At 44.7% G+C, this 23,618-nt stretch carries 25 protein-coding genes and 1 pseudogene; 9 read left to right on the top strand and 17 right to left on the bottom strand.

Annotated features, from left to right (window positions below; all coding sequences use genetic code 11):
• The first annotated feature begins 31 nt into the window (after positions 1-31).
• Positions 32-628: a recombinase family protein gene (locus ACESPU_RS20890; protein WP_007844655.1), complete on the top strand. Its 597-nt coding sequence runs from the start codon at positions 32-34 to the stop codon at positions 626-628.
• A 112-nt stretch (positions 629-740) separates the two neighbouring features.
• On the opposite strand, the gene ACESPU_RS20885 is transcribed toward ACESPU_RS20890, so the two are convergent.
• The 9 genes and pseudogenes from ACESPU_RS20885 to ACESPU_RS20845 form a co-directional block, all read right to left on the bottom strand.
• Positions 741-1,139, bottom strand: coding sequence for a hypothetical protein (locus tag ACESPU_RS20885; protein WP_007844657.1), 399 nt, complete (start codon positions 1,137-1,139; stop codon positions 741-743).
• 348 nt (positions 1,140-1,487) lie between these two features.
• Complete coding sequence (locus tag ACESPU_RS20880; protein ID WP_009276897.1) at positions 1,488-1,898, bottom strand: hypothetical protein; 411 nt, start codon at positions 1,896-1,898, stop codon at positions 1,488-1,490.
• Positions 1,899-2,074: 176 nt separating this feature from the next.
• Positions 2,075-2,701 carry a RadC family protein gene (locus tag ACESPU_RS20875; protein WP_029257270.1) on the bottom strand — a complete coding sequence of 209 codons (627 nt, stop codon included), beginning with the start codon at positions 2,699-2,701 and terminating at the stop codon, positions 2,075-2,077.
• Between the two features lie 726 nt (positions 2,702-3,427).
• Complete coding sequence (locus tag ACESPU_RS20870; protein WP_009276891.1) at positions 3,428-4,288, bottom strand: hypothetical protein; 861 nt, start codon at positions 4,286-4,288, stop codon at positions 3,428-3,430.
• 87 nt (positions 4,289-4,375) lie between these two features.
• On the bottom strand, positions 4,376-4,582 hold the full coding sequence (locus tag ACESPU_RS20865) for a hypothetical protein (RefSeq protein WP_226766937.1): 207 nt from the start codon (positions 4,580-4,582) through the stop codon (positions 4,376-4,378).
• Between the two features lie 256 nt (positions 4,583-4,838).
• Positions 4,839-6,347 (bottom strand): Fic family protein, encoded by a 1,509-nt coding sequence (locus ACESPU_RS20860; RefSeq protein ID WP_009276889.1) that lies wholly within the window; start codon positions 6,345-6,347, stop codon positions 4,839-4,841.
• Between the two features lie 134 nt (positions 6,348-6,481).
• Positions 6,482-7,114 (bottom strand): recombinase family protein, encoded by a 633-nt coding sequence (locus ACESPU_RS20855; RefSeq protein WP_009276888.1) that lies wholly within the window; start codon positions 7,112-7,114, stop codon positions 6,482-6,484.
• A gap of 13 nt (positions 7,115-7,127) precedes the next feature.
• Positions 7,128-7,963, bottom strand: a pseudogene (locus ACESPU_RS20850) (virulence RhuM family protein).
• 3 nt (positions 7,964-7,966) lie between these two features.
• A complete protein-coding gene (locus ACESPU_RS20845) occupies positions 7,967-8,296 on the bottom strand; it encodes a hypothetical protein (RefSeq protein WP_005868799.1) in 330 nt (109 codons plus the stop codon).
• A gap of 287 nt (positions 8,297-8,583) precedes the next feature.
• Here ACESPU_RS20845 and ACESPU_RS20840 point away from each other — a divergent pair, with 287 nt between their 5' ends.
• Complete coding sequence (locus ACESPU_RS20840; RefSeq protein ID WP_005842209.1) at positions 8,584-9,342, top strand: ParA family protein; 759 nt, start codon at positions 8,584-8,586, stop codon at positions 9,340-9,342.
• Between the two features lie 4 nt (positions 9,343-9,346).
• Positions 9,347-9,604: a hypothetical protein gene (locus tag ACESPU_RS20835; RefSeq protein ID WP_005648607.1), complete on the top strand. Its 258-nt coding sequence runs from the start codon at positions 9,347-9,349 to the stop codon at positions 9,602-9,604.
• A 180-nt stretch (positions 9,605-9,784) separates the two neighbouring features.
• Here the strand turns inward: ACESPU_RS20835 and ACESPU_RS20830 are convergent, their stop codons facing one another.
• The 3 genes from ACESPU_RS20830 to ACESPU_RS20820 all read right to left on the bottom strand — a co-directional run bounded on the left by ACESPU_RS20830 (position 9,785) and on the right by ACESPU_RS20820 (position 13,149).
• A complete protein-coding gene (locus ACESPU_RS20830; protein ID WP_029257268.1) occupies positions 9,785-10,903 on the bottom strand; it encodes a fimbrillin family protein in 1,119 nt (372 codons plus the stop codon).
• A gap of 108 nt (positions 10,904-11,011) precedes the next feature.
• Positions 11,012-11,932 carry a DUF5119 domain-containing protein gene (locus ACESPU_RS20825; protein ID WP_009276884.1) on the bottom strand — a complete coding sequence of 307 codons (921 nt, stop codon included), beginning with the start codon at positions 11,930-11,932 and terminating at the stop codon, positions 11,012-11,014.
• Positions 11,929-13,149, bottom strand: a complete 1,221-nt coding sequence (locus ACESPU_RS20820; RefSeq protein ID WP_009276883.1) for a DUF3575 domain-containing protein — start codon at positions 13,147-13,149, stop codon at positions 11,929-11,931. Before ACESPU_RS20820 ends, ACESPU_RS20825 begins: the two co-directional genes overlap by 4 nt.
• Before the next feature lie 311 nt (positions 13,150-13,460).
• On the opposite strand from ACESPU_RS20820, the gene ACESPU_RS20815 reads away from it, so the two are divergent.
• Positions 13,461-14,522: a LuxR C-terminal-related transcriptional regulator gene (locus tag ACESPU_RS20815; RefSeq protein WP_009276881.1), complete on the top strand. Its 1,062-nt coding sequence runs from the start codon at positions 13,461-13,463 to the stop codon at positions 14,520-14,522.
• A 380-nt stretch (positions 14,523-14,902) separates the two neighbouring features.
• On the opposite strand, the gene ACESPU_RS20810 is transcribed toward ACESPU_RS20815, so the two are convergent.
• The 3 genes from ACESPU_RS20810 to ACESPU_RS20800 are packed head-to-tail and all read right to left on the bottom strand — an operon-like array spanning position 14,903 to position 16,378.
• The gene (locus ACESPU_RS20810) at positions 14,903-15,862 is read right to left on the bottom strand and encodes a HipA domain-containing protein (RefSeq protein WP_010185733.1); all 960 of its coding nucleotides are present in this window, start codon (positions 15,860-15,862) and stop codon (positions 14,903-14,905) included.
• Positions 15,859-16,152, bottom strand: coding sequence for a HipA N-terminal domain-containing protein (locus ACESPU_RS20805; RefSeq protein WP_009276862.1), 294 nt, complete (start codon positions 16,150-16,152; stop codon positions 15,859-15,861). The genes ACESPU_RS20810 and ACESPU_RS20805 overlap by 4 nt, the downstream gene beginning before the upstream one ends.
• A gap of 28 nt (positions 16,153-16,180) precedes the next feature.
• Positions 16,181-16,378, bottom strand: a complete 198-nt coding sequence (locus tag ACESPU_RS20800) for a helix-turn-helix domain-containing protein (protein WP_010185730.1) — start codon at positions 16,376-16,378, stop codon at positions 16,181-16,183.
• Positions 16,379-16,553: 175 nt separating this feature from the next.
• On the opposite strand from ACESPU_RS20800, the gene ACESPU_RS20795 reads away from it, so the two are divergent.
• From ACESPU_RS20795 to ACESPU_RS20780, 4 genes are all read left to right on the top strand, one after another.
• Positions 16,554-16,904, top strand: a complete 351-nt coding sequence (locus ACESPU_RS20795; protein WP_009276864.1) for a helix-turn-helix transcriptional regulator — start codon at positions 16,554-16,556, stop codon at positions 16,902-16,904.
• Positions 16,897-18,486 (top strand): type II toxin-antitoxin system HipA family toxin, encoded by a 1,590-nt coding sequence (locus tag ACESPU_RS20790; RefSeq protein WP_009276865.1) that lies wholly within the window; start codon positions 16,897-16,899, stop codon positions 18,484-18,486. The genes ACESPU_RS20795 and ACESPU_RS20790 overlap by 8 nt, the downstream gene beginning before the upstream one ends.
• A 99-nt stretch (positions 18,487-18,585) precedes the next feature.
• On the top strand, positions 18,586-18,906 hold the full coding sequence (locus tag ACESPU_RS20785; RefSeq protein ID WP_007844677.1) for a helix-turn-helix transcriptional regulator: 321 nt from the start codon (positions 18,586-18,588) through the stop codon (positions 18,904-18,906).
• Entirely contained in the window at positions 18,896-20,422 is a 1,527-nt protein-coding gene (locus tag ACESPU_RS20780) for a type II toxin-antitoxin system HipA family toxin (protein WP_009276866.1), read from the top strand. The genes ACESPU_RS20785 and ACESPU_RS20780 overlap by 11 nt, the downstream gene beginning before the upstream one ends.
• A gap of 7 nt (positions 20,423-20,429) precedes the next feature.
• Here the strand turns inward: ACESPU_RS20780 and ACESPU_RS20775 are convergent, their stop codons facing one another.
• Positions 20,430-21,422 (bottom strand): RNA-guided endonuclease TnpB family protein, encoded by a 993-nt coding sequence (locus ACESPU_RS20775; protein WP_157261311.1) that lies wholly within the window; start codon positions 21,420-21,422, stop codon positions 20,430-20,432.
• A gap of 40 nt (positions 21,423-21,462) precedes the next feature.
• Positions 21,463-21,774, bottom strand: a complete 312-nt coding sequence (locus ACESPU_RS20770) for a DUF2958 domain-containing protein (RefSeq protein WP_009276868.1) — start codon at positions 21,772-21,774, stop codon at positions 21,463-21,465.
• Between the two features lie 564 nt (positions 21,775-22,338).
• On the opposite strand from ACESPU_RS20770, the gene ACESPU_RS20765 reads away from it, so the two are divergent.
• Positions 22,339-23,421, top strand: a complete 1,083-nt coding sequence (locus ACESPU_RS20765; protein WP_009276869.1) for a site-specific integrase — start codon at positions 22,339-22,341, stop codon at positions 23,419-23,421.
• Positions 23,422-23,618 lie beyond the last annotated feature (197 nt).

Here is a 23,618-nt window from a genome sequence, read left to right as displayed (position 1 = left end):
ACCTTCATTAAACAACTAAATACAAAACAGGATGAAAATAGGATATGCCCGTGTTTCCACCAAGGAACAACATCTGGATATGCAACTGGAAGCGTTGAAGGCTGCCGGATGTGAGAAGATCTTCTCTGAGAAAATGACCGGACGTCAACAAAACCGCCCGGAACTGGATGCCTGCCTGAACTTTCTCCGGGAAGGCGACACGCTTGTCGTATATAAGCTGGACCGGCTTGGCCGTTCGCTGAAGAATATCCTTACGCTATTGGAAGATTTCAAGAATAGGGGCATCCAATTCACCTCACTGCAAGACAACATCAGTACGGAAGGCGCAATCGGCCAACTGATGAACAACATTCTCGGTGCTTTCGCCCAATTTGAGCGTGACCTTATTTATGAGAGAACCCAAGAAGGCAGAAGAATCGCCAAGGAAAAAGGTGTCAAATTCGGCAGAAAGACACTTATCAACAAAAACAATATCGCCAAGCAGAAAAGCTGCATCCAGCTCTATGAGTCCGGAACACCGGTAAGGGAGATACAGAAAATATTAAATATAGGCAGTAGCGGAACAGTGTATCGTCTGCTGCGAAGGAATGGTATTACACTAAAATCTGAGAACAGAAATACGAAATAAATCTCTTCTCCCATCCTTCACCTTCAAAGATGATTCTCAAAGATCATCTGCCCCCACCTCTTAACAAGGTTATAGGAAAGTTCCCGTGAAGGGGACCGTTTTTTAATTCAATTTAATACAAGAACTCCATGCACTCCTGTACCGCTTTTTCCAGTGCTTCTTCCAAACAACAAAAAGCATCCGCATTACTTTCGGAGTCATACAGCACATAATCTCCAGCCCTTACAACCACATGCCAGACCTTACCGTTTTGTTCTGTTTGAAACGTATATTCACGAGTCTGTATCATCCATTGGATACATGCTGCCAGTGTCGGGCACTCGCACATATACATCGGAGTATTCCTTCCCTCAACATCGGTACGTAGCCTATCCAGTTTGTCATACCAATACTCACAAGGCACGTAATAGTATAATTCCTTCATCATAAGAGCTGTGTCGCTATTAACCAATCTCTCTTTGTTGATTTGTGTAATCAAATTTTCCATATCCGCATTATTTAAGTTGAACATCTGATTTATTCTTCAGCTAGATTCAAGACCTTTTCATTTTTTGTATCGGGATGGTCTTTGGTCAGCCGACCTTTTTTTTGATGTCATTCCCCATCTGAGTTCTGAGCCTTTTTTCGGCATATCAAGGTCTGGATTGCAAGCAATAAGCCAAGTTTTACAAATGGAAAATGTTGGGAAGATACCTCTTCATCGTTATTTTCCATACAGTAAAGGCACATGGCCGTAACTTGCCCTTTGCGGAATCCCGAAACCTCTGCCGAGCAAAAAGCCGGACTCGGATCGGAGGAAAGAAGCCGGGGGAGGCAGCCCATAAAAAGGGCAATCCGATACAATCAAGAAATTAACCTGCTATACCCTTGTACGAATGAAATAATCCATCATAGACACTACATACCTAAGCAATGGTATCAATACACCGATTACATATATCATAGCGTACCCCAAAAGGACAAAAGGTAATGTTCTACGATAAATACATGCAACAGCGAGCAATATAAACGAAAAAGAAAAGCCATAAACTCCTATTTGAAAACCGGGTATCAATTCATAAACAGGTACGGGTTCCGGATGAAGCATGGCTCCGGTCACAATAGAATAAAGGCTGGTCAATAATATAAGCAGCGTATATAAGCAACTCTTAAGAATCCTGGGATCATTCCTTTTACAATAGAGAATCGTTCGGATATCACTTCTAAGAAACTCAATGCCCAGTAAGAGAGCCACCATAACGCCTGTATCAAAAGCAGAAAATACATTCATTCCGATCACCTTTGGCGCGAAGATATGTATTTATTCTGAAAAGCCACGTCCTTGCGTATTTTACGATGTCGCATCGATAGTCTGGGAAGCATTTTTTTGGTTCTTTTTTGGGGTAACTGCCAAAAAAGAACCCCGAAGCCGAAATTCCGGGCAGACGGGATTTCTCCCGTCCACCTTTACCTCTTTTGCAATCTTCCCTCGTCCGCATAGCTATAATAGTTATTGCCTGCCACAATCACATGGTCTAATAGACGGATGTCTAATGTTTCAGCGGCTTTTTTAACCGCTTCCGTCAAACGGTCATCCGCACCGCTGGGCTTGCGTGCCCCTGACGGATGGTTATGCACCATGATAAAAGATACGGCGTTATAATACAATGCCTGCTTCATGATAACCCGTATATCCACAGGGGCGGTATTTATCCCACCGCATGAGATACGGACTTTACGGATGAGTTTGGACGAACTGTTCAGCAACAGCACCCACATCTCTTCAGTAGTTATATCGGACAAAACAGGATGCATCATTTTATAAACATTATTGCTGGATAAAAGCGCAGGACTTTCAACTTGCCCTTCTTTCAGCCGTTTATATAGCTCAATCGCCGCATAAGCGACTTTTTTACGGCTGGGTGTCAGTGTTTCCAGTACATCAGATAAGCACAACCCGTCCATTTCCATCTGTTCATACTTATATTCTTCACGTTTCAGTTTCTCACTGTTCGTCAAGGTATAAATCAACTCGCTGTTTTCCATCACCCGATAAACGTCATTCACTTCAAATACGGTTCTCTTCGTTTTCATACTGCCAAAAATTAAAAGATTAATACTCGCAAACATCGCTTGTCGCCCCAACCATAAATTTTTCCTCAACTGATTGGGAACAGTGCATTGAAGAGAAAGCGGGAAAGACGGATCAGAACGGGATTGAACTGGTAAATACTACCTCCCGGAATGGGAGGATGGAGATTTGGCTTTTCAATATCGGGCGTTCCGTCCACGCCTACCTTCGCAACGTTCCTATCAGTTCAAGAAAAAATCATCATACCTCTCTTCCGGCATAGCCGGAGCGTAGAGCGTTAGGGATAGCAGGGAAAAGCCCGGAGGGTAACGAGGACTTGCAACGAATAGTCCGGCCAGAAGGGAACGCCCTGAAAAACCAATTGGGATACAAAAGAACAGAACCGCCTTCCAATCATATAAAAAAACGTGAAAATCAACACATACTTCCGAAAAATCTTTTTCCGAAAGTATGTATAGGGCATGTGAAGGGAAAATAAATTTTCCCGGTCATTTCTTTGGGGATATTTAAAGGGGTTAGGAGTTTAGGTCTTTATTATGTATTTTGGTGGATGGTTTTACACAGCCAATACCTTTTATTCAAAAACTTCTCTATTTTATTTCACTGATATACTGACATATAAAAAACAGCTATTACCTATTCCTTTCATCAACGGGTGGACGGTTTTACACGGCTGACCAGTGAAACCGGACATTTTTACACAACTAAAGCAAAAGGAGTGGACGGTTCTACACAGCTGGATTGTCCATATTCACCGCCCCGTCCGTTTCCGGGGATATAAACTCTTCAGGAGCAGGAGCAACTTCCGTTCCATTGGCACTCTCCAACTCTTCCTGTGCCCATCCTTCCGGAAACCTGCCGAATACAGCCACGAAATCACTGATATATATTTGTTTTTTCTTTTCTACGCTTTCCGGGGAGTTTGCCCATAAAAGGAACTCTTTATACAGTCCGGCATCTTCCTCCACCTCTTTGATCTTCTTCCTCCTGACAGCCATATCCGTGTCCGGGTAGGCAATCTCGACATACAGCCCAAGCAGGTTCTTATAGAATTTCTTCACTACGACAGCATATTGTCCTTCATCAAAATAGTGCAGCGTATGCCTAGGAAACGAGAACAACACGGTATATACCCATCTCTCATGATCGCCTTTCACAAAAGAGAAATTGAAATTGGTATATTTCAGGTAAGTATTCATCTTTTTCAGTATCGAGGCGACCTTCTTTTTCCGGTCTTTGGGTTCGGCAATCTCTATGCCGAGCTTTTTAGCCAGTTGATCGACTGTCAGCACATAAAAAGGAGCCTCATTCTTGGCGGTCTTATACTTGATCAGGTAAACCATCTTGGAAAGCTCCAGATAGAAATAGCGGTAACGGCTGGGCATGCTGCGGTAATCCTGAAGCTCCAAGAGGTTATAGAGCGAGAACATGAAATTTTTTATCTCCGGGCTTACCACTGCCGAGTACAGCCTTTTCGTTGACTTCTTCGTCTTGAAATCGGTCATTATGTCGAAACGTTTCAGGATCTGCACGAAATTATAGGATGTACGGCCATCCTCGCCAATGGTCGGATAGCAGAGGTTCTCCAATCCCAGTTTATAGAGAGCCGCCTCAAAAACCGTCTCGATAGGATGGCTGATTCTCTGTCCTGCCGTGCCAGTACATACATATTCCGGCTACATATTCTTTCCGAACATGGCCGCAAGCTGCCGGCTATCCAGCTTGCGCTGCAAGTTGGTACGGTCATACCCCATCTTACGGCAAAAGTCTTCTACGGAGAACCAGGAAGTCCCGAACAAGTCTTTGAGGTGATAGCTGCCCAGGTATATGATCAGATCGAGCATGACGTTTCCACCTGCCTCATACAACCGTTCAATCAGCACGGAATTATACCTGGGGACACGGATCAGTTCTTTTGCCATGATAAAACTTACAAAATTGTACTAATACACTAAAATACTAAAAGTAGTAAATACTACATTCCAGGGAACAAACCTCTATTCTTTTTAAAATCAATCCAGAAAAGCCATAAAATCCTTGTATAAACGAGATATACTCCCTATACTTGCGTAGTAATCCTCTGTTGTCCCTGTCGTAAGACAAACTCCAGGGTTTTGTTTTTATATACTCCCCTATTCATTACTTGACCAATGATGCGATTACTTTCGTAAACTCCGAAATATCCCCTTCCACGCTGGCCTTTTCCAACGCTTTCATATATTCTTTTCTACGCTCCACCGGAACGACCGTCCAGTTATAGCCTCCAGACGCAAGCATGGCGTTCAAGACGAACCGTCCCATTCTCCCGTTCCCGTCCATATAGGGGTGAATATACACGAAAAAGAAGTGTCCCAGGACAGCCCTTACCGCCGGGTGCGGCTCATTCTTCAAGAGATCGAAAAGGACGGGCATAGCGTCCCTGACCGCTTTCGGGTTCAACGGGATATGTTGCGGTCCCCGTATATAGACCTGCCCGGTACGATAACCCACAAGATCCTCCCTTTGCAAGATCCCCACCGTAACGAACGGCATCCACATCTGCATATACCAGACCGGATGATCCGCCCTTACCGCTTCCCCTGCGTTCTTTCCTTTCAGTATATCGGAGATCGTCCCCCTGACAGCCTGGAACGCCTGGTAATACCCACGTGCCACCAGCGCGTTTTTATGCTCCTTATCTTCTTCCTCCGGCTTCCAGTTCCCGACACGCACTTTCTCGATCAGTTCCGGGGAAACCCTATATCCCTCGATCGAGAGAGAATGATAAGCGTCCTCCGAATACTTTTCATCGACGGATCTCAAATACCCCTCCACGTCATCAATCTTTCCAGGGGCTTCGGGAAACAGTTCTACAACCTTATCCCTCATGTTCTCCCACATCAGGCGCAAGCGTGTGACGTAAGGCGACACCTCATAAACAAGGGGCGTTCGTGGCTGATCCTCGAACGGATCTTCTTCTCTCACGTCATACCCGAACCCCCGCATCGTGGAAACGATGCAGTCGGCGATTTCGCTGTTCCCGATGTTCCGGAACGCCCCGGCTATTCTTCCGGCACGAAGCGAAGCCCCGTTTCTCGCCAGTACCTTTAATATATCGGCAGCGTCCCGTATCATGGCCAGGCAGGTACGGGCCGCGATCCTCTCCACCTGGAAATATCTCGGCGTGGCATATACCAGGGCTTCGGCAAGCGGATAGAGATTAAGGCCGTATTCCGGCTCTTTATATACCTGATCCGGAATCTCGCTTTGAAACACCAAAAGCGAGGTATCATACATCAGCTTTTGCGTGTTGTTATGGCCTTTCGGCGACTTGATAATCACCAGCACGGGCACGGTCGTTTTCCCCGAATACAGATCCAGCGACTGGTCGGCCGTCAAGCACCATTGTTCCCCCAGCCGGACAGCCGCGTATTTCGCGATAAAATACCAGAATGAGGTGTACCAGACCGTCGTGTCCCCCTCTGTTCCCGGCCTGGCCGCAATATACCAGCCTTTCATTACTTCCTGCAACCAGCCGTTATCCAACAGCCGGGTTAAATGCGTCCTCCCTATCTCGACCGTCCCTTGCAGGACGACACAGCGGTCTTTCTCCTGAAGCTTTCTTAATTCCTCCAGTGAAGCCGCCATTTTCTCCGCCATTGTTGCCATAACCGTTTTTATTTAGATTCTGATTATTTTCGTGCAAATACTCGTTTTTAGACACGTGTAAATACTCGTTTTTAATTATGTGCATTTACTCGTATTTGTTGCAAAAATACAACATTTGTTCTGATAATCAGCTACTAATGAAGTCTTTTTTTTACTTGTTGTATCGTCGAAACGGCCTTTCCCGTGAGCTTCGCCACGTTCCGGATCGAGTAGCCTTTCTTTAACAAAGCGATCGCCTCCCGGTATTCCTCTTTCCTCTGTTCGGCCGTTTTCCGGCTTCCCGGCTTCCGTCCCAGCCTGCCCCCTTTCTGGATGTACAACTCCCGTCCGCTATTAAGGCGGTCGATGATCCCCTGGCGTTCGATCGCGGCCAGTTCCCCCAACAGGGTAGTGATCAGAGAGGACAAGGGGTTTACCGTCTTGTCCGGCCGTAATGTTTCCAGGTTCAGGTTTTGAATATACACGCATATTTTATGCGTGTGCAGCGTATCGAGTGACTTTAGGATCTCCAGGGTTGAACGCCCCAGGCGTGAGATCTCGGTCAGCAACAACATATCCACCCGGTTCTGCGGATCCGTGCAGTATTCCAGGCAACGGCTTAAAACCGGGCGTTCGATATTGGCCTTTCGTCCGCTTATCTTTTCCTCAAAGACCGCCGTCACCTCGTACCCCCGTCCGGCTGCGAACCTCTCCAGATCGACAACCTGCCGTTCGGTCGATTGCCTGGCCGACTGCGAGCTTACACGTGAATAGATAACCACATTCATAAGACAAGGGATATTATAACAGGTCGGTTATCACAGCCGCCGGAATATCCAGCTTTGAGAAAGCGAACATCTTTTTCCCCAGATCCTTTAACGAGGCTCCGATATGGTACACGTCCGTTTCATCAACGATCAGGAAACGGTCGTGACTGTCCCGGTACGTCCTGATGTCGATAGGTGGGTACTGGCTGTTATGCCTGTCAAGATCAAGTTGGAGTTGCTGCGTGATACGCTGGGTGTAAATGGTGGCCGAGACACCGACGCTGCGTTTACTCAACATGAGCAAAACCGTTTCGTCCACATAGTTGTCGATAAGCACGATCGAACGCCTGGCCGACTTTACCAGATCGGTAGCGAACTTGTACGCATCGAAAATCTGGCCGTTATAAAAAATGCCTTCGACCGGGGGCAAGGCAGTACGCACAAAAAAATCTATCTTCTCGGTATGTTGAGCGACAGTCCTTTCAAGTTCTGACAAACGTTTATAATGGAATACCCTTTTAAAAGATAGTCCTTTAAAACCTTATTCGCCCATTGCCTAAATAAAATACCTCTTTTACTATTGACACGAAACCCAATGGATATGATCGCATCCAAATTGTAATAAGTCAGATTGCGCATCACTTGCCGTTTGCCTTCCTGTCGAACTGTTCGGAAATCCCGAACAGTTGAACTTTCCTCTAATTCTTTCTGATCATATATGTTTTTTATATGCTCGCTTATATTTGCTTTGCTGGATTGAAAAAGATCCACAATTTGCGCCTGTGTCAGCCAAACGGTTTCATCTTCCAGCCTCACTTCCAACCTGACCGCTTCATCCGGCTGGTATAATATGATTTCTCCCTGTTCCATTACTTATTTACCTTTTCTTAATTCATCAAGCCTCTGCATCGCACCGCTGAACTTCTCACTAAACATCATATCATCGGGCAAAACAAACCAGGTGGGAATACCTCTCGACTGTGGATTACCTATACATTCATCTTGCCCGTTCTGTTTGCGGTAATCGTCCCATTCACTATAAGCGATGTTCCAACGAATACCTAATTTATAGGTATTTTCCCATTTAATAATAGCCAGTGAATAGGCCGGATCATCTTTGCCGTCATAAATCACTTCTACAACTTCAACCACCCCTTTAGGGGAATTTATAAACTTCGGATTTTTATACGAATAAGTGCTCATGTCTTTTATTTTTTATTCATAGCACACAAAGATACTCAAAAACAAATATATACATATATACATACGTATGATTAACGTATAAAAACATTTATGATTATTCTAATCTTTGATTAATTCCGGTACAGAAACAAAACGTACCGAAAGACGGAAACAGGATTTATTTCGGTACGCTTCCCCGATCGGCACAAAAAACACGCAAAAAACGAAAAATACTACTTTTAGTATTTTAGTATATTAGTATTTTAACTATATTTGCGGACATGACAACCATTTAAAAAACTGAATTTATGAGCAAAGCAAAAGTAATCTCCGTATTGAATCACAAGGGGGGAGTAGGAAAGACCACAACCACGATCAACCTGGGCGGCGCGTTACGTCAAAAAGGGTACAAGGTTCTTTTGATCGACCTTGACGGGCAGGCCAACCTGACCGAATCGCTGGGCTTCTCCGCGGAGCTTCCCCAAACGATCTACGGCGCGATGAAAGGCGAATACGACCTGCCGATCTACGAGCATAAGGACGGTCTTAGAGTCGTTCCCTCCTGCCTGGATCTCTCGGCCGTTGAAACGGAGTTAATCAACGAGGCCGGGCGGGAACTTATCTTAGCCCACCTTATCAAGGGCCAAAAGGAAAAATTCGATTATATCCTGATCGACTGCCCCCCCTCGCTGTCGCTGCTCACGCTTAACGCACTGACGGCCTCGGATCGGTTGATTATCCCGGTTCAGGCTCAATTCCTGGCAATGCGTGGAATGGCCAAACTTATGCAGGTCGTCCACAAGGTGCAGCAACGTTTGAACTCGGATCTTTCGATAGCCGGGGTCCTGATAACCCAGTACGACGGAAGAAAGAACCTGAACAAGAGCGTTTCGGAACTGGTACAGGAAACATTCCAGGGCAAAGTGTTCAGCACCCATATACGCAACGCCATTACGCTGGCCGAAGCCCCGACACAAGGGCAGGATATTTTTCACTATGCCCCCAAATCTGCCGGGGCAGAGGACTACGAAAAGGTATGTAACGAACTGCTAACAGAAATAAAGTAACCATATGGCAAAGAAGAACGATTTAAAAAACAGTATGTCGGCCGGGCTGACCGGGGGATTAGACAGCCTGATCCAATCCACGGCCGGGCAAAAAGAGGCTCAAAAGCCGAAGAAAGCGAAAACCGTGCATTGTAATTTTGTCATGGACGAAACCTATCACCAGAACTTAAAGCTGATCGCGATCCGCAAAGGCGATTCGCTAAAATCGGTATTGCAAGAGGCTATATCTGACTACTTGGATAAAAACAGTTCCCTGCTATAACAGCGTATCGGGAATATACAGGGCAAACACTCCACAAAAGAAATTCTCCAGGAAAAAGGTACGCAAAAAGCAACCCTACACATAAATTACAGATGATAAAAGCAATAAAAAACCCGTTGGCAGGGTTAATCTTGCGTATGTTTAACCTGCCAACGGGTACGATATTAATAAACGTTTGGATTAAGGTTTGACGTTTACGTCTTTATTATCTGCATCAACCCAGCCTGTTGTCTCTGCATCAAACTGGATCGGATTCAACACAGCCTTTCCCTGATCAGTATAACCACCACCGAAAATCAACGTGTAGATATGACGCTTGCCCGGTTCCCATATAACTCCGAACGGAACATAAATTATTTTGTATTCACTTGCTGAACCCAACAGATAAACTCCGGACTGCTGGATTTTGCAGGAGATCTCCAGATAACATTGCTTCGCATCGTCGGCACCCTTCTTGGTTTTGCTGGCTCCGGAAACAGTCCAAGCAGTCAGCTCCTGTGGTATATTCAGCATAGGAGAACTTGTGGAAATATCGGTAGCTGTGGTATTACCTTCGACCGTGATGGATTTGTCTTTCACTACGGTAAATGCGTGTGGAAATGTTAAATCAGGCGAACTCCAACTTCCCGTTCCATCGGCTGCCGCAGGCAATGTGAAGACGCCGGAAAATCTGATATTATGAATCTTGATGTCACGGATGTCCACCCGCATGTTAGCGTATTGGGTCTTTGCTTTGAATACGACCTGAGACAGAATATGTTTGAATTTAAATTTCACTTTTCCGTTGTTTGAGTCTTTTGTCTGGTCTTTGGCTATGGCATACATCACGTCGTAGTTTGCATGAGTACCGGCTCCATACTCATCGATGCAGGTATAACTTATCTTTTGAGAAGTCCCGGAGGCTTCCCACCTATAAAACGCCAACATGTCTTCACTAACCGTTCCGGGATTGAACGCGTAAAAGTCCAAAGCCTCGGAAGGCCAATAACGAAGGTCGTTCGCATTTTTATAATCCCACTTATTATCTTTGTACACGATATTCACTCCGTCATGTCCATATTCCGTGTCGACCTTTCCCATGAAGGCAGTACCATCCGCCGTAAAAGCGAACACGTCGAAATCGGTGCTCGTCAAGTTGGAGGGGGTAGTAGGGGTAGCCCTCGTTTCCGCCGCATTACTTAACACGTTAAAACCAATCGCATTCCGCGAGGAGGTTTCCACATTCGCAATCTCCTCGTCTGAGCAACCCATGAGTAGCGCTCCAAAGATTGCCCAAAGCATTACTGTACTTTTTTTCATAAATAAAAACAAATCAAATTGATACATATAATTAATAAACTCGATTACTTAATAGTTGACATAGCGTTTACCCGGCATCCAATCCGCACTGAAAACTCAAATATCCGTTTACAACACTATATCCACATTCACATCATCCCAATCATCAACGTCCACATCAAATCCCGGACCGCCATTTCCCGGCTCGGATGGTACCTCATAATCAAAATTCAACACCAGATGCACATCACCGATATGCCCCGCTACCGGGACATCATGCACTTGGTCGCTCACGTCCTGTTCCAATACAGACATGCTGCCGGAACGGTTCTTGAGATACAGCCGGAAAACATTGGGCTCTCCTTCAAGTGCGGAATGTCCAAACGTATAGAATCCGCCTATAATCTGATTCCGTGAAACCATTCCATCAAAGAGCAGGCTCTCCGAAAGACCGGCGGGCAAACTGTCGCCGGACATGTTAAGCGAGCCGGACATGCCGGAAAGAGCGGCCCGCAAATCCGCCACCCTATCCAGTCCCCGAAGACCGTTCACCTCATACGTGTAGTGACATACCATGTTTACGGGAGTTAGCCGTACTATCTCCGCGCTTCCTCCCGGAATGTCCTTGAGGATAACTCTGTCTATATGGTCGCCACACAGCCAGGGTGGGGTGACGGCCATTGTCCGGTTATCCGGCGACCGAACATCACGCGTATCGGCAGTAAAAAGCGTGTAACTGCCGTTTTCTTTCCAAACCATCCCGTCGGTATCGTAGTTGAAGCAAATTACCCGGTAATCATTCTCGGGGAGCTCCACTTCCCCATCCTCTCCTCCGGGGAAATCAAATATCCACGTGTTGCTTTCATCATCGGTCGGATAAAATACGACCCTCATGCCTTCAGGCTTGTCATGATTGGAAATCTTGGTCCAGTCGAATATTACCCGCACCGTGGCAAAGTGCGGATGATCGTAACATAAATCCTTATGCTCACAAGCCGTCAGTCCTATCCATAAAAATATGAACACCAGACTAAAGCGTATCCGTATCACTGCCTGCCTCCTTTCTTCCGGCTATAATTCCCCCGCCCGATCAACCACACCAAAGAGATACCCGCCTTGGTCGGGCCGAACCAGCGGCGGTTTTTAGTGGTCTGCCATACATAGTGACCGTCCAAAGGGATGTACTCCTTGTACGATCCTCCAAGGTAGCCGATTCCCAACGTGAAATCCACATTGAACCGATGTCCCACAGGTAACGAGTAGCCGTAAGCCACGCCTCCCCCGTAACTCCATTTATCCCCCAAGTAACCTTTCCCACCCAATTCGAAATCATAGGTGACGATCTGCCCGTACAATCCGACATGATGCCCGGAAAACGGTTTTTCCACCGCTCTCCGACCGAACCAGCGGCGCAACTCCACATCTCCCCCATAGATACGCCAATAATTATGCTTCCGATCACTTTTCCACCAGGCATACATCCAATTCCCGGCCACAGACCAGTTCTTCCCCAAACAGAACTCAACCCCGATGTCAGGTATCAAAACAGCGTCATAAAGCAAGTTTGTTTTCACCGCCATGCAAAACGGCCGTTTCTTTACCGGAGCTATGACGGTAACGGTATCACGGATGCACAACGTATCACGTGTATGTATATATACCGTATCTCTGACGGGATTTATCGGATCACTATCATAGCATATTTTCACCATCGACGAACGAAGTTTCGGAAAATGGAATTTATACAAATATGAGTATGGCCTCCCCCCTTTCAGTCTTTTCAGTTCTCCCCCCCAATAAGGGCTATCCTGGTTTTCCAAACGTACGATCTTCTCCAACAAACGAAGGACATCCTCCCTCTCCGGAACATTCACATCCGCTCTCACCATCGTTATAAGTCCGTTCCAGTCGCTTCCCGAAAAATGAAAATCCCTCTCCAATACCGGAATCTTTATATAAGGTGATATATACCGCCACAAAACCTCTGCTCGTTTTTCAGACAGCCTTCCATTCAACAGCCCCCCTCCTTCCGGGGAAGCTCCTCCTATTATTTGAATTTTCCTGATAAGACGGACGGAGTCGTTCAATGCGGAACAGATTTTAGCAAACCGCTCCATCTCGTTCCCATTGTCAAGTAAACATGTATCTATATTTACCTTTCCTTGATGAAAATAGATCCTTACCGAATCACGCTTCTCCTGAGCGGATATTTCTCCGCTTATACTCAACACGAGCACGAACAATACACATTTAATATAAAAAAACATCTTTTCGTCATTTAATCGTTTGTTAATATGACAATCCAAACCCAGGCTTTTACACCCCCTGAATTTCAACCGCTAAAGATATGCACCTATAAACCAACCTCCAAAGCAAAAAACAAGTATTTTAAACTTATAAATACTTAAAAAGACAACCACACAACAGCTACAACACTTACCACAGCAGCCAATCACGCTTACACAACAATTAAAAACACTTAACATCATAAAGAAAAGTACTTAAACATACAAAAAAAAAAAAACAGTTATTTTTGCAGGAAACATTATACTTAATAACACTTAAAACAATAAAACACATGAAATTCAGCACAAAAGCCGCTACTTTTCTAAGTTCAATAAAAACTCAAACTTACGACAAAAAAGAAAGCGAAATGATAATAACGTATCAACAAAAACGTGTCTTTCATCTATCCCTGCTCATGCTGGCCTTATGCGCACCCATATACATATATTCAGTTCCATTTCCCAATGAACAGTTTTATTATATTAACAGCGTATTATTCCTGTTTATCATTATGTGCACTCTCGCTTATTTTAAAAAGAGAGTAAATCTGACCACGACCTTTTCCATTATACTGATAGCCATACATATCGAGATTTTTATCGAGATAATTTATTGCTCAATATGTAGCGGATATAAATATAGTTATCAAAGAGCATTGATAATGAGTAACATTACTATCTCTCTCTTATTTACCATGCTTTCCATCTGTGCCTATATGAGTAATATCTCCATCCTATTGTCCTCCCTTACCATAGCTTCCTATACAATCTGCACACTTATCACCGACGAACCGTTCCTATACAGTTATCTGCCTTTGATCATCATCATATACACCATGATCCCCTTATTAGGAAGATCCTTACACAGTAATATCAGCAGCTTGCTAAAAAGTAGCAACTTGCTAAAAGAGGAAGAGGAAATGCTTTTGAAACGTCTCCAAATGAAAAAGGAAGAACTATTCGCGTTCGCCGAGTTGTTAAGCGAGAATAACCCGGAAGAAAAGACAAGCTCCCTGTTAAACATAATAGGGGAACAATCCAAAGAAAATCTTTTTACAGCCCTTGCCGCATACCAGAAAAAGGAAAAAAGTAAACTTGATACAATCAGGAGAATATATCCCAATTTATCCCCGTCCGAATTAAACATCTGCCGTTTAATACTGCAAGACAAGACCGTCAGCCAAATATGCGAATTATTACATCGGAGTAGCGGAAACATAACCAGCCAACGAGCGAACATACGTGCCAAACTCGGACTGAAAAAAAGCGACAATTTAAAAGAAGCATTACAAGAACGCATGAGGCTGTATGAAGAAGAACACCACCGGCAAGAGGAGTTTTCAGCCATGCGTTAGGGATTGCAGAGTAAAGCCCACAGCCTTTAGGCGAGGACTTGAAACGTAAAGCCCGACCGTCCCACGGGAACGCCCAAAAGAAAAAAAATCCCCCGAACATTCATCCGGGGGACATTCAGGCCGTCACGTCAATTATAATACAGATTAAGATCATCCATACCGATCTCCTTCCCGTCCCGGAAAACAAGGCGTAAATCAATCCTCTCTCTGTTTTCATTGCCACAATGATAGACATACCGGCCAACATACGCATCATACTTATCAATCAGTTTTAACGGTATGACCGGCATGGGAAAAGGAGAAGTACTTTCTTGAAGAATGCTTTATCCGCCCTTCATCAGAAAGAAAGCGTCTTACACCTGTACCCCATAGACATCCTATTATTGCTTTTTCAGTTCTTCCGATAAAAAGGAACGGTCTATCAATACTTGCACCAATGGTTTCTCTTTGACAAACTCATCAAGCTCACGCTTTATCAATTTACCGCCCAGCCCTATGCGTCGTCCAAATTCCTCGAAATCCTTCCGCCCTACCTGATGGGTATCACCCAAATTCATTCCTTCTTTAAACAATCCTTTATCAAGAGCGAATATTCGGGGTTCAGTCAAATGCAATGAGGTGTTTATCAAGTCATACGCGGGAGAAAGCCGATATTCGTTTCCTCTATTAATCAGAGAGAAATTCTTCAGATGCGCATCGTCATTCAAAGAGATGAAGTTAAATACAATCAGCCTGAAGAAACGAAGCAAATCAATCCGGGCAGCTTTTACATATTTCTGTATTACCTCCGCACACTCTTCATAGCTGCCATTGCAATATTTATAGTCACTCCCTCCATTCGCTTTCGTATATCCCATCAATGCCGCAAAATCTTCCTGCTGATATTTTCTCCCGTCATGAACATCAAATCGCCGTGTCAAATAAGCGGCTTCATCATTACTGAAAAAGCAAAGCCTGTTGGCCGCCGTCTCTATTCCATATACTTGTGCCGCAATTTGCATGGTAAAATGCTCATTGGCCGCACAATAATCCCGGTTTAGTATATGGTAACTGCTGGGACACGGCTTTAATATATATGCTCCCTGCTCGCCTTCCTGTGTATAACGAAGATACGATTCCTGTTCATCAACAATGACCGAATACTTGGGCTGTACGCCCGACAATGAGATGCGCTTTGCATTCCGTATGGCTTCATTGGCTTCTTCACTGTTTGTCGAAGGGCTTGGCACTCTCAGATAATGAGACACCGCTTTATCGTCAAACATTTTTTTTCGTGCGGCAAGAGAATAAGTATCGAATCCCTCGGCCAATGTCGAAGGACAAACCGTCAAAGTCATCATGGCAATACAGGGTTAGTGGTTACGGCACCTATGGTATCATAGCGGGCTGTGGCCAGCAGTATGCCAAAGTCATCTTCGGCATCGATGTGCAACAATTGGGATTGCAGTTTCCGGTTTTCACCTTCCGACAACATATTAAAGAAGAACGGGAATAAGACCGTTGACCGATACGGCTCTTCACGTAATGGAAGAGTCAAGCTGACCGATGGATAATCCTCTTTTTCCAAATAAGAAGAATCATAGGTGAATGTATATTCTCCATTATCCTCTTCCGTGCAAATAAACTTCACATCGTCTCATTTCAATTAACAGTTAAATTCAACTTTTCAATCCGATAGTCATTTGAAGCCCAAGCGTGTCAAGAATGGAAAGCAGTGTCTCCAATTTAGGATTTCCTTCTCCACGCTCGATGGCCACCAACGTATTGATGCCCACACCTGCCAGCTCGGAGAGTTCCAGCTGATTGACCTTCAAACTCTTTCTACGCTCTTTAATAATCTTTCCTATCTCTTTCATATTCACAATACATTGTGATTTTTCGACAAAAATACCAATTTAAAACATTAAAAGCAAATAAAATCACAATGTATTGTGATTTTATTTGCTTTTAATTCAAGAAAAGACAAGGCAACTATAATCATTATATTTATATAGATTAACATCATATATTCAAGTTAATCTATACATTTACATGGATTATTTGTATATTTGCAAAAAAGGAACAACCATGTGGCATGAAATGAGCAATCCGGCTGTGCTGATGAGAATCGGCCAACGCATCAAAGAGACACGTATCAGGCAGCGTATCACGCAGGAAGAACTGGCAACGGCTTCCGGTGTAAGCCCCTTGACCGTTGCGAACATCGAGAAGGGCAAATCGGTATCGCTGCTGTTGTTCATCAGCGTACTCCGCTCGCTCGGCCTGCTGGAGAACCTGGAGCAACTGGTACCGGAAATCCGGGTCAGCCCGATAGAGCTCAAAAAACTGCAAGGGAAGAAACGCTACCGTGTACGCCATTTAAAACAAGATAACCATGAATGATTTGATAGTAGATGTAAAGCTGTGGGGAGAAAGCGTAGGCTCTCTCTATTGGGAAAAGGAAAGCAATGCCGCCTTGTTCGACTATGAACGGAAGTTCATCCGCTCCGGTCTTGACATTTCTCCCATCATCATGCCCATCGACCAATACAGGAACACACCCTACCGGTTCCTTGAAAACCGCACCGACTGTTTCAAGGGGTTGCCCGGACTGTTTGCCGATTCACTGCCGGATACTTTTGGAAACCAGATCATCAATGAATGGTTTGCCAGCAAGGGATTGTCCAGAGAAGAGATAACCCCTTTAGACAGGCTTTGCTATGTAGGCAAACGTGGCATGGGCGCACTGGAGTTTGAGCCGTCCTCGCCAATCAACGGCATGAACGAATCATCGGTCCTCCATATCGAGGAACTGACGGAGCTTGCCCAATTCGTATTCACAGATAGGATGGCTTTTCAGACCCAACTGCGCCAGGAAGGAAGAAACATACTGGATATACTGAAGGTGGGAACATCAGCCGGAGGTGCCAAGCCCAAGGCCATCATCGCCTATAACGATATTACCGGAGAGGTACGCTCCGGGCAGGTAAAAGCCCCTGAAGGATTCGGGTATTGGCTGCTGAAATTTGATGGCGGCAAATACAGCGAACACACGCAGATAACGGACAATCCACAAGGAATAGGAAACATCGAATATGCCTATCACCGAATGGCAAAAGCCTGTGGTATCGATATGATGGAATGTCGGTTACTTCAGGAAAAAGAGTCATGCCATTTTATGACACGCCGTTTTGACCGTATGGAAAACGGAGAGAAGATTCATGTACAGACATTGGCCGGGCTTGCCCACTATGACCGTGACCAGCGCCATTCATACGAAGAGATATTCCGCATCATGAGGCAAATGAACCTGCCTTATCCCAGCCAAGAGGAGCTTTACCGAAGAATGGTGTTCAACGTCATGGGCCGGAACCATGACGACCATAGCAAGAACTTCTCTTTCCTGATGGATAGACAAGGGAAGTGGAAACTGTCACCGGCATACGACCTCTGCTACTCATACACACCGGGCGGCAAATGGACGAACCGCCACCAACTGTCACTCAACGGCAAACAAGACAATTTCACGATGGAAGATCTGCAAAAGGTGGGTGAGAACATGGGTATCCGGGAACACAAACAGATTATCGAAAAGGTACAGGAAACCGTATCGCATTGGCATGAGACTGCCAAGGATTGCGGGGTCAAACCGGAACACGCCGACTTTATCGGAAAAAACCTGCTCTTGTTCGGCAGGCAACTGCATACCATCCAAATGCCGGACATTGCCAACGAACAAGAGCAGGCTTTCATGAAGGCTATGTGGAATGATGACTTCAACGCCATCCTGGAACTGAAGATGAAAGGATATCAGCCATCGGAGAAGGTACTGAAAATCCTCCAGCCGGATATATCCGCCACCACCTTCATCGCTGCCGCCAAAATCTTCCAAATGGAGGAAGTGCTAAAAAGCATTCAGGACATAAAGCCCGCACAAAGCCCGATTATAGGCGGCAATAAGCGAAGCATGGAATTGGGGGATTAGCACACAAACGACATCTCGCAACATTCAATATAATAGTAAATATATTAATTATTATCTATTATATTTTGATTTAACAGTTAATATATTTACCTTTGTGATATGACAACGAATCACATCACCCAAGCCATGGCCAATCCGGAAATCATAGCGGAACTGGGCAGGCGATTTAAGGAATACAGACTAACCTATAGGTTCACCCAAAAAGAGGCTGCCGAGAAAGCCGGTGTCAGCCTTATCACCTTGCGCCAGTTTGAGAACGGGAAGGCCTATAACATCAATATGGGCAACTTTCTTGCCCTGCTGCGAGTAGTGGACTGTCTGGAACAGATGGACGACCTGCTGCCGGAAATACCTGTTTCAGCCTATACTATGGAACAAATAATGAATAAAAAGCCGAAAAGGATAAGACATGGAAAATAATGTTGTGAGTGTTATGTTATGGGGGGAAGAAGTCGGAAAGCTCTATTGGGACGAAAGGAGCAAAAGAGCCGTCTTCAACTATCATCCGGACTTCATCAAGAAAGGAGTGGAAATCGCCCCACTGACCGCTTCTGTCAAAGGATCGACGGCAAAGGGTATGCCCATACTCGGAAACAGAGAAAAGATTTATCAAGGTCTTCCACCGTTCTTGGCAGATTCATTGCCTGACCGGTGGGGTAACATGGTCTTCGACCAATGGGCGGCACAAAACCATATCCCCAAGCGCAAACTCACGCCGGTAGATAAACTGTCTTTCATCGGAAAACGGGGAATGGGAGCCTTTGAGTTCATTCCGGCCACACCGGGATTGGAATCCTCTTCTACTCTCCAGATAGAGAGTTTATACCAACTGGCACGCCGTATCTTTGAGGAACGGGAGGAAATATCCGTGCAAGATGATGAAGCACTGCAACTGCAAAGTATCTATGAGATAGGGACATCAGCCGGAGGACAGCACCCGAAAGCCATCATCGCCATCAATGAAACGACACATGATATACGTTCCGGCCAAGTTCCTTTGCCGGAGGGCTATACCTACTACATATTGAAGTTTGCAGAAGGGGACGATTTTCCGTTCACGCAAATGGAAATGGTATATTATGAGTTGGCAAAAGAAGCCGGGATTACGATGATGCCTTCCCGACTCATTCAAATTGAGGGGAAACATCACTTCCTGACGGAGCGTTACGATAGGATAAACGGAGAGAAGATACATACACAGACGCTCGCTGCCATGAATCCGGACGCAACAAGCTATGAGGATTTGTTTGAAGTCTGCCGAAAGCTGAGCATCCCGGCAAGTGAGCAATCTGAACTGTACCGCCGGATGGTATTCAATGTCATGGGTGGCAACGTGGATGACCACATCAAGAATTTCTCTTTCCTGATGGAAAGAAACGGCACATGGCACATCACCCCTGCATACGACATGACATTCACCACCAATTTAGACGGTGCGGCCTATGAAAACGTACACTCTATGAATATTTCGGGAAAAGACAACGGCATCACGGAAGATGACCTCTTGCAATTTGCCCGACAAAACGGAATAAAGAATGCGAAAAGAATAATCGAGGAAGTCAGCCTTGCCATCAGCCATTTCTACGATTATGCCACCAATTATCAAATCGATGAGTATTGGAAAGACCGCATCGAAGAGCATCTTTCCGGCTTGGTATCTCCGCTCATAGGGGAAACCATGAAGCACTACCTGCCCACCATCGTTGAACCCTACGAAACAGAGGATGGCTTTCTAGTATCAGAAATCAACATCATCGAAAACACCCGGCATGATTTCCGTATCGAGGCAGTCATCAACGGAAAGCGACAAAAATACATCGCCGGGCGTAAAAGCGATTTGGCTGCTGAAATCATAGCCAAAGGAAGAAACAAAATGACCGTTGAGAACAAGAAAGAACTTCTGGAACGGTTGTTGCTCCCTTTGACTAGAAGGTGAACTACCGCTAAACTAAAGATTTAGCGGCTTCGGAGATACCAATACCTCCTCTCTTTTCCTGCTTCTTCCTGCCATTGCTTTTTAGGACACGAGGTCGGTCATCCACAAGAGGACAGTCCACAGGCTTGACTTTCCCACGCTCCGTGGGTAGGGCTTTCAAGCCAAATTCTTTGATGTTGCAAGCGGCATTGAAGTCCCGGTCGTGATGCGTGCCACATTCCGGACAAGTCCAGTTTCGCTCGTTCAATTTCAATCCTTTATACACATAGCCGCATTTGCCGCAGGTCTTCGAGCTTGGGACAAAGCGGTCTATCTTGATGAGATTCACACCATACCAGCGGCACTTGTATTCAAGCAGCATCAGGAATATCCCGAAAGATGCGTCACCTACGGCTTGCGCCAAATGGTGGTTATGCTGCATACCCTTCACGTTCAAATCCTCCATGCAGAGGGTACGCACTTGGCTGTCGTGCGTGAGTGCGTGGGTGATTTTATGAAGGTTATCCTCACGGCAGTTAGCAATACGCTCCTGCAACCGAGCTACACGGATGCGAGCCTCGTTGCGGTTGGCAGAACCTTTCTGTTTGCGGCTCAACCGCTTTTGTAACAGCTTCAAGCGGTCAAGGCTTCTCTGCAAGTTCTTCGGGTTGTCAAACGTGCGTCCGTCAGAACATACAGCGAGTGATTTGATTCCTAAGTCAATGCCCAAAGTCGTATTGCCCTGTATCGCTGATGCCGGAAGTTCTTGAATGGTCGTATCAACCAATACGGAAGCAAAGTATTTTCCCGAAGGTGTCATGCTGATGGTAACGGTCTTCACCATACCCTTGAACTTGCGGTGCGGTACGGCAGAAATATCTTTGGCTTTCGGTATGGTGAGTGTCCCTTTTTCAAAATCCACACGGCAATGCTGGGGGCAAAGAAAACTCTGCCTGTCCCTGCGGCTCTTGAAACGTGGTTTATCCTGTGTTATTTCCGTGCAATTCGTTTCGTAAACCATAACTTCCGTTTTTAAGTTCAACATTCCGTTTACCCCTTAATCAATTCAGGCAATCCTTTACCGTCGTACCGGTTTTCAGCCCTTTATCCAGCTGCACGGTCAACCCACGAACATTCACCTCTTGAATTTGAGAAAGAAGCACATACCCCCATTCCCATTCTTGAATATGGCAATAGCCGAAAAAGAGCCAGTCACCGTCTTCCTGCTGTTCAGCTTCCGTTACCAACCATACCGCCGAAGAGAAAGGAAGAAAAAATCTCGCTATAACTTCCGCATTAAGCCCCTGCCCCTCTTTTGAATACAAAGGGTTGGCTTCAAACACATTCTTTAGTTGTTCTGTCACTGTAATCATACGTCACATTTTTAATGGGTTAAACTTCTAATTTTATGCTTCAGCTAGATTTAAAGACCTTTTTTTAAACCCCCTTTCCGGGATAGCCTTTTCTTTCTGCCGACTTTTTTTTGAGCTTTCATGCCCCATCTGAGTTAATGAGCCTTTTTTTTACGGCACGCATCAATAAGGAAGGAGGGATTTAGAAAAGTTTTGGACGACAAAAAATGTTGGGGACAGCGAAGCCGTCCGGCGTTATTTTTTTCAGGACAAAGGGCGAAGACCGGAACTCTTTCATATCCATCCACCGACATAAATTTGCCGTTCAAAAACAAAGGGTCTCAGATGGAGCTATGAAAAAGCACACAAGAGGAGGCAGAAAACAAGGAAAAGGGAAGAACGGAAATAAAAAAAGAGTAAAATCCAACCTTATTTACACTGATATATAATAGCTAAGTATTTCGCCGTATTGATACAAACCCAACTATAATCAAAATTAAACAGATGTCTAATTTATTGGTTATTAACCATATAATACACCAAAATATTTATTTTGGAGAATATATAATATTAATTAAACAAAAAATGGCATCATTGAAAATAAAGTATCGACATTCCTCTATAGAAGGAAAAGCGGGAACCTTGTTCTATCAAGTAATTCATAATCGTGTAGCAAGACAGATAAATTCAGGATACAAGATTTATCCTGATGAGTGGGATATTTTCAACTCCCAAATAATCATACCGGCAAAGACCGGAGAAAACCGACACCGGTATTTGGTTTCTTTAAAAAAATGTATAAAAGAAGATACCTCACGTCTAAAAGATATCATGATAAGATTTGAGAATCTTGGATACAAATATACAGCAGACGAAATCATTGAATATTATTCCGCTCCTCCTGTAAACGAATACTTTGTGTCTTTTTGTGAGAATCTCATTGAACAACTGAGACAAATAGGGAAAATGCGCACCACCGAAACTTATACCACTACACTCAATAGCTTCAAGCGATTCATGCACTCCCGAAAGAGAGACAGGGACATCCCTTTCGACAACGTAGACTCCAATCTGATGATAGAATATGAACAATATCTAAAATCTCAGGACATTTGTCCGAACAGTACTTCTTATTACATGAGAAATCTCAGGGCCATGTATAACCGTGCCGTAGAGAAAGAATTGGTCATACAGCGATATCCGTTTAAACATGTATATACAGGCATAGATAAAACTATAAAACGGGCGGTTCCGGCCAAAATTATCCGGCAGATACGCGATATGGATTTAAGCCACGATTCCTCTTTGGAATATGCAAGAGACCTATTTATGTTCAGTTTTTATACTCGGGGAATGTCATTTATAGATATGGCTTATCTAAAGAAAAGTAATCTGCAAAACGGTTTTTTATCATATCGCAGAAAAAAGACCAACCAACAGCTACTAATCAAATGGGAAAAGCCCATGCAAGAAATCATAGATAAATACGACACCATGGGTTCTTCCTATCTGTTGCCGATCATTCTCGACGCAGAAGCGGACGAACGGAAGCAATACAAGAGTGCAGCCCAGCTGGTGAATTCAAAACTAAAGAAATTGGGAGAACAAATCGGTCTTCCTATTCCGCTGACGAGTTACGTGGCGAAACACAATGCTTTTGCTATCTAACTGAAAATTAAATAGTTCTCTTGTTATTTTTATTTAATAGGTAACTATTTAGAAACGAGCGAAATTCAGCGGCTTGTTTCATCTTGCATACATTCAAAGGACGTTTTTGTTATGCAAAAAAAGGTTTTCAAGTGAGAAAAACAAAATATCCTTAGGCTTTATCTCCTAAAAACTACCAGTAATGGGGGGCTGGAAAA

The organism is Parabacteroides sp. 20_3, assembly GCF_964238835.1.
Classification (GTDB): Bacteria; Bacteroidota; Bacteroidia; order Bacteroidales; family Tannerellaceae; genus Parabacteroides; species Parabacteroides distasonis.
Note: the sequence above shows the minus strand (reverse complement) of the source record. Positions and strands in the feature narration are given on the sequence as shown.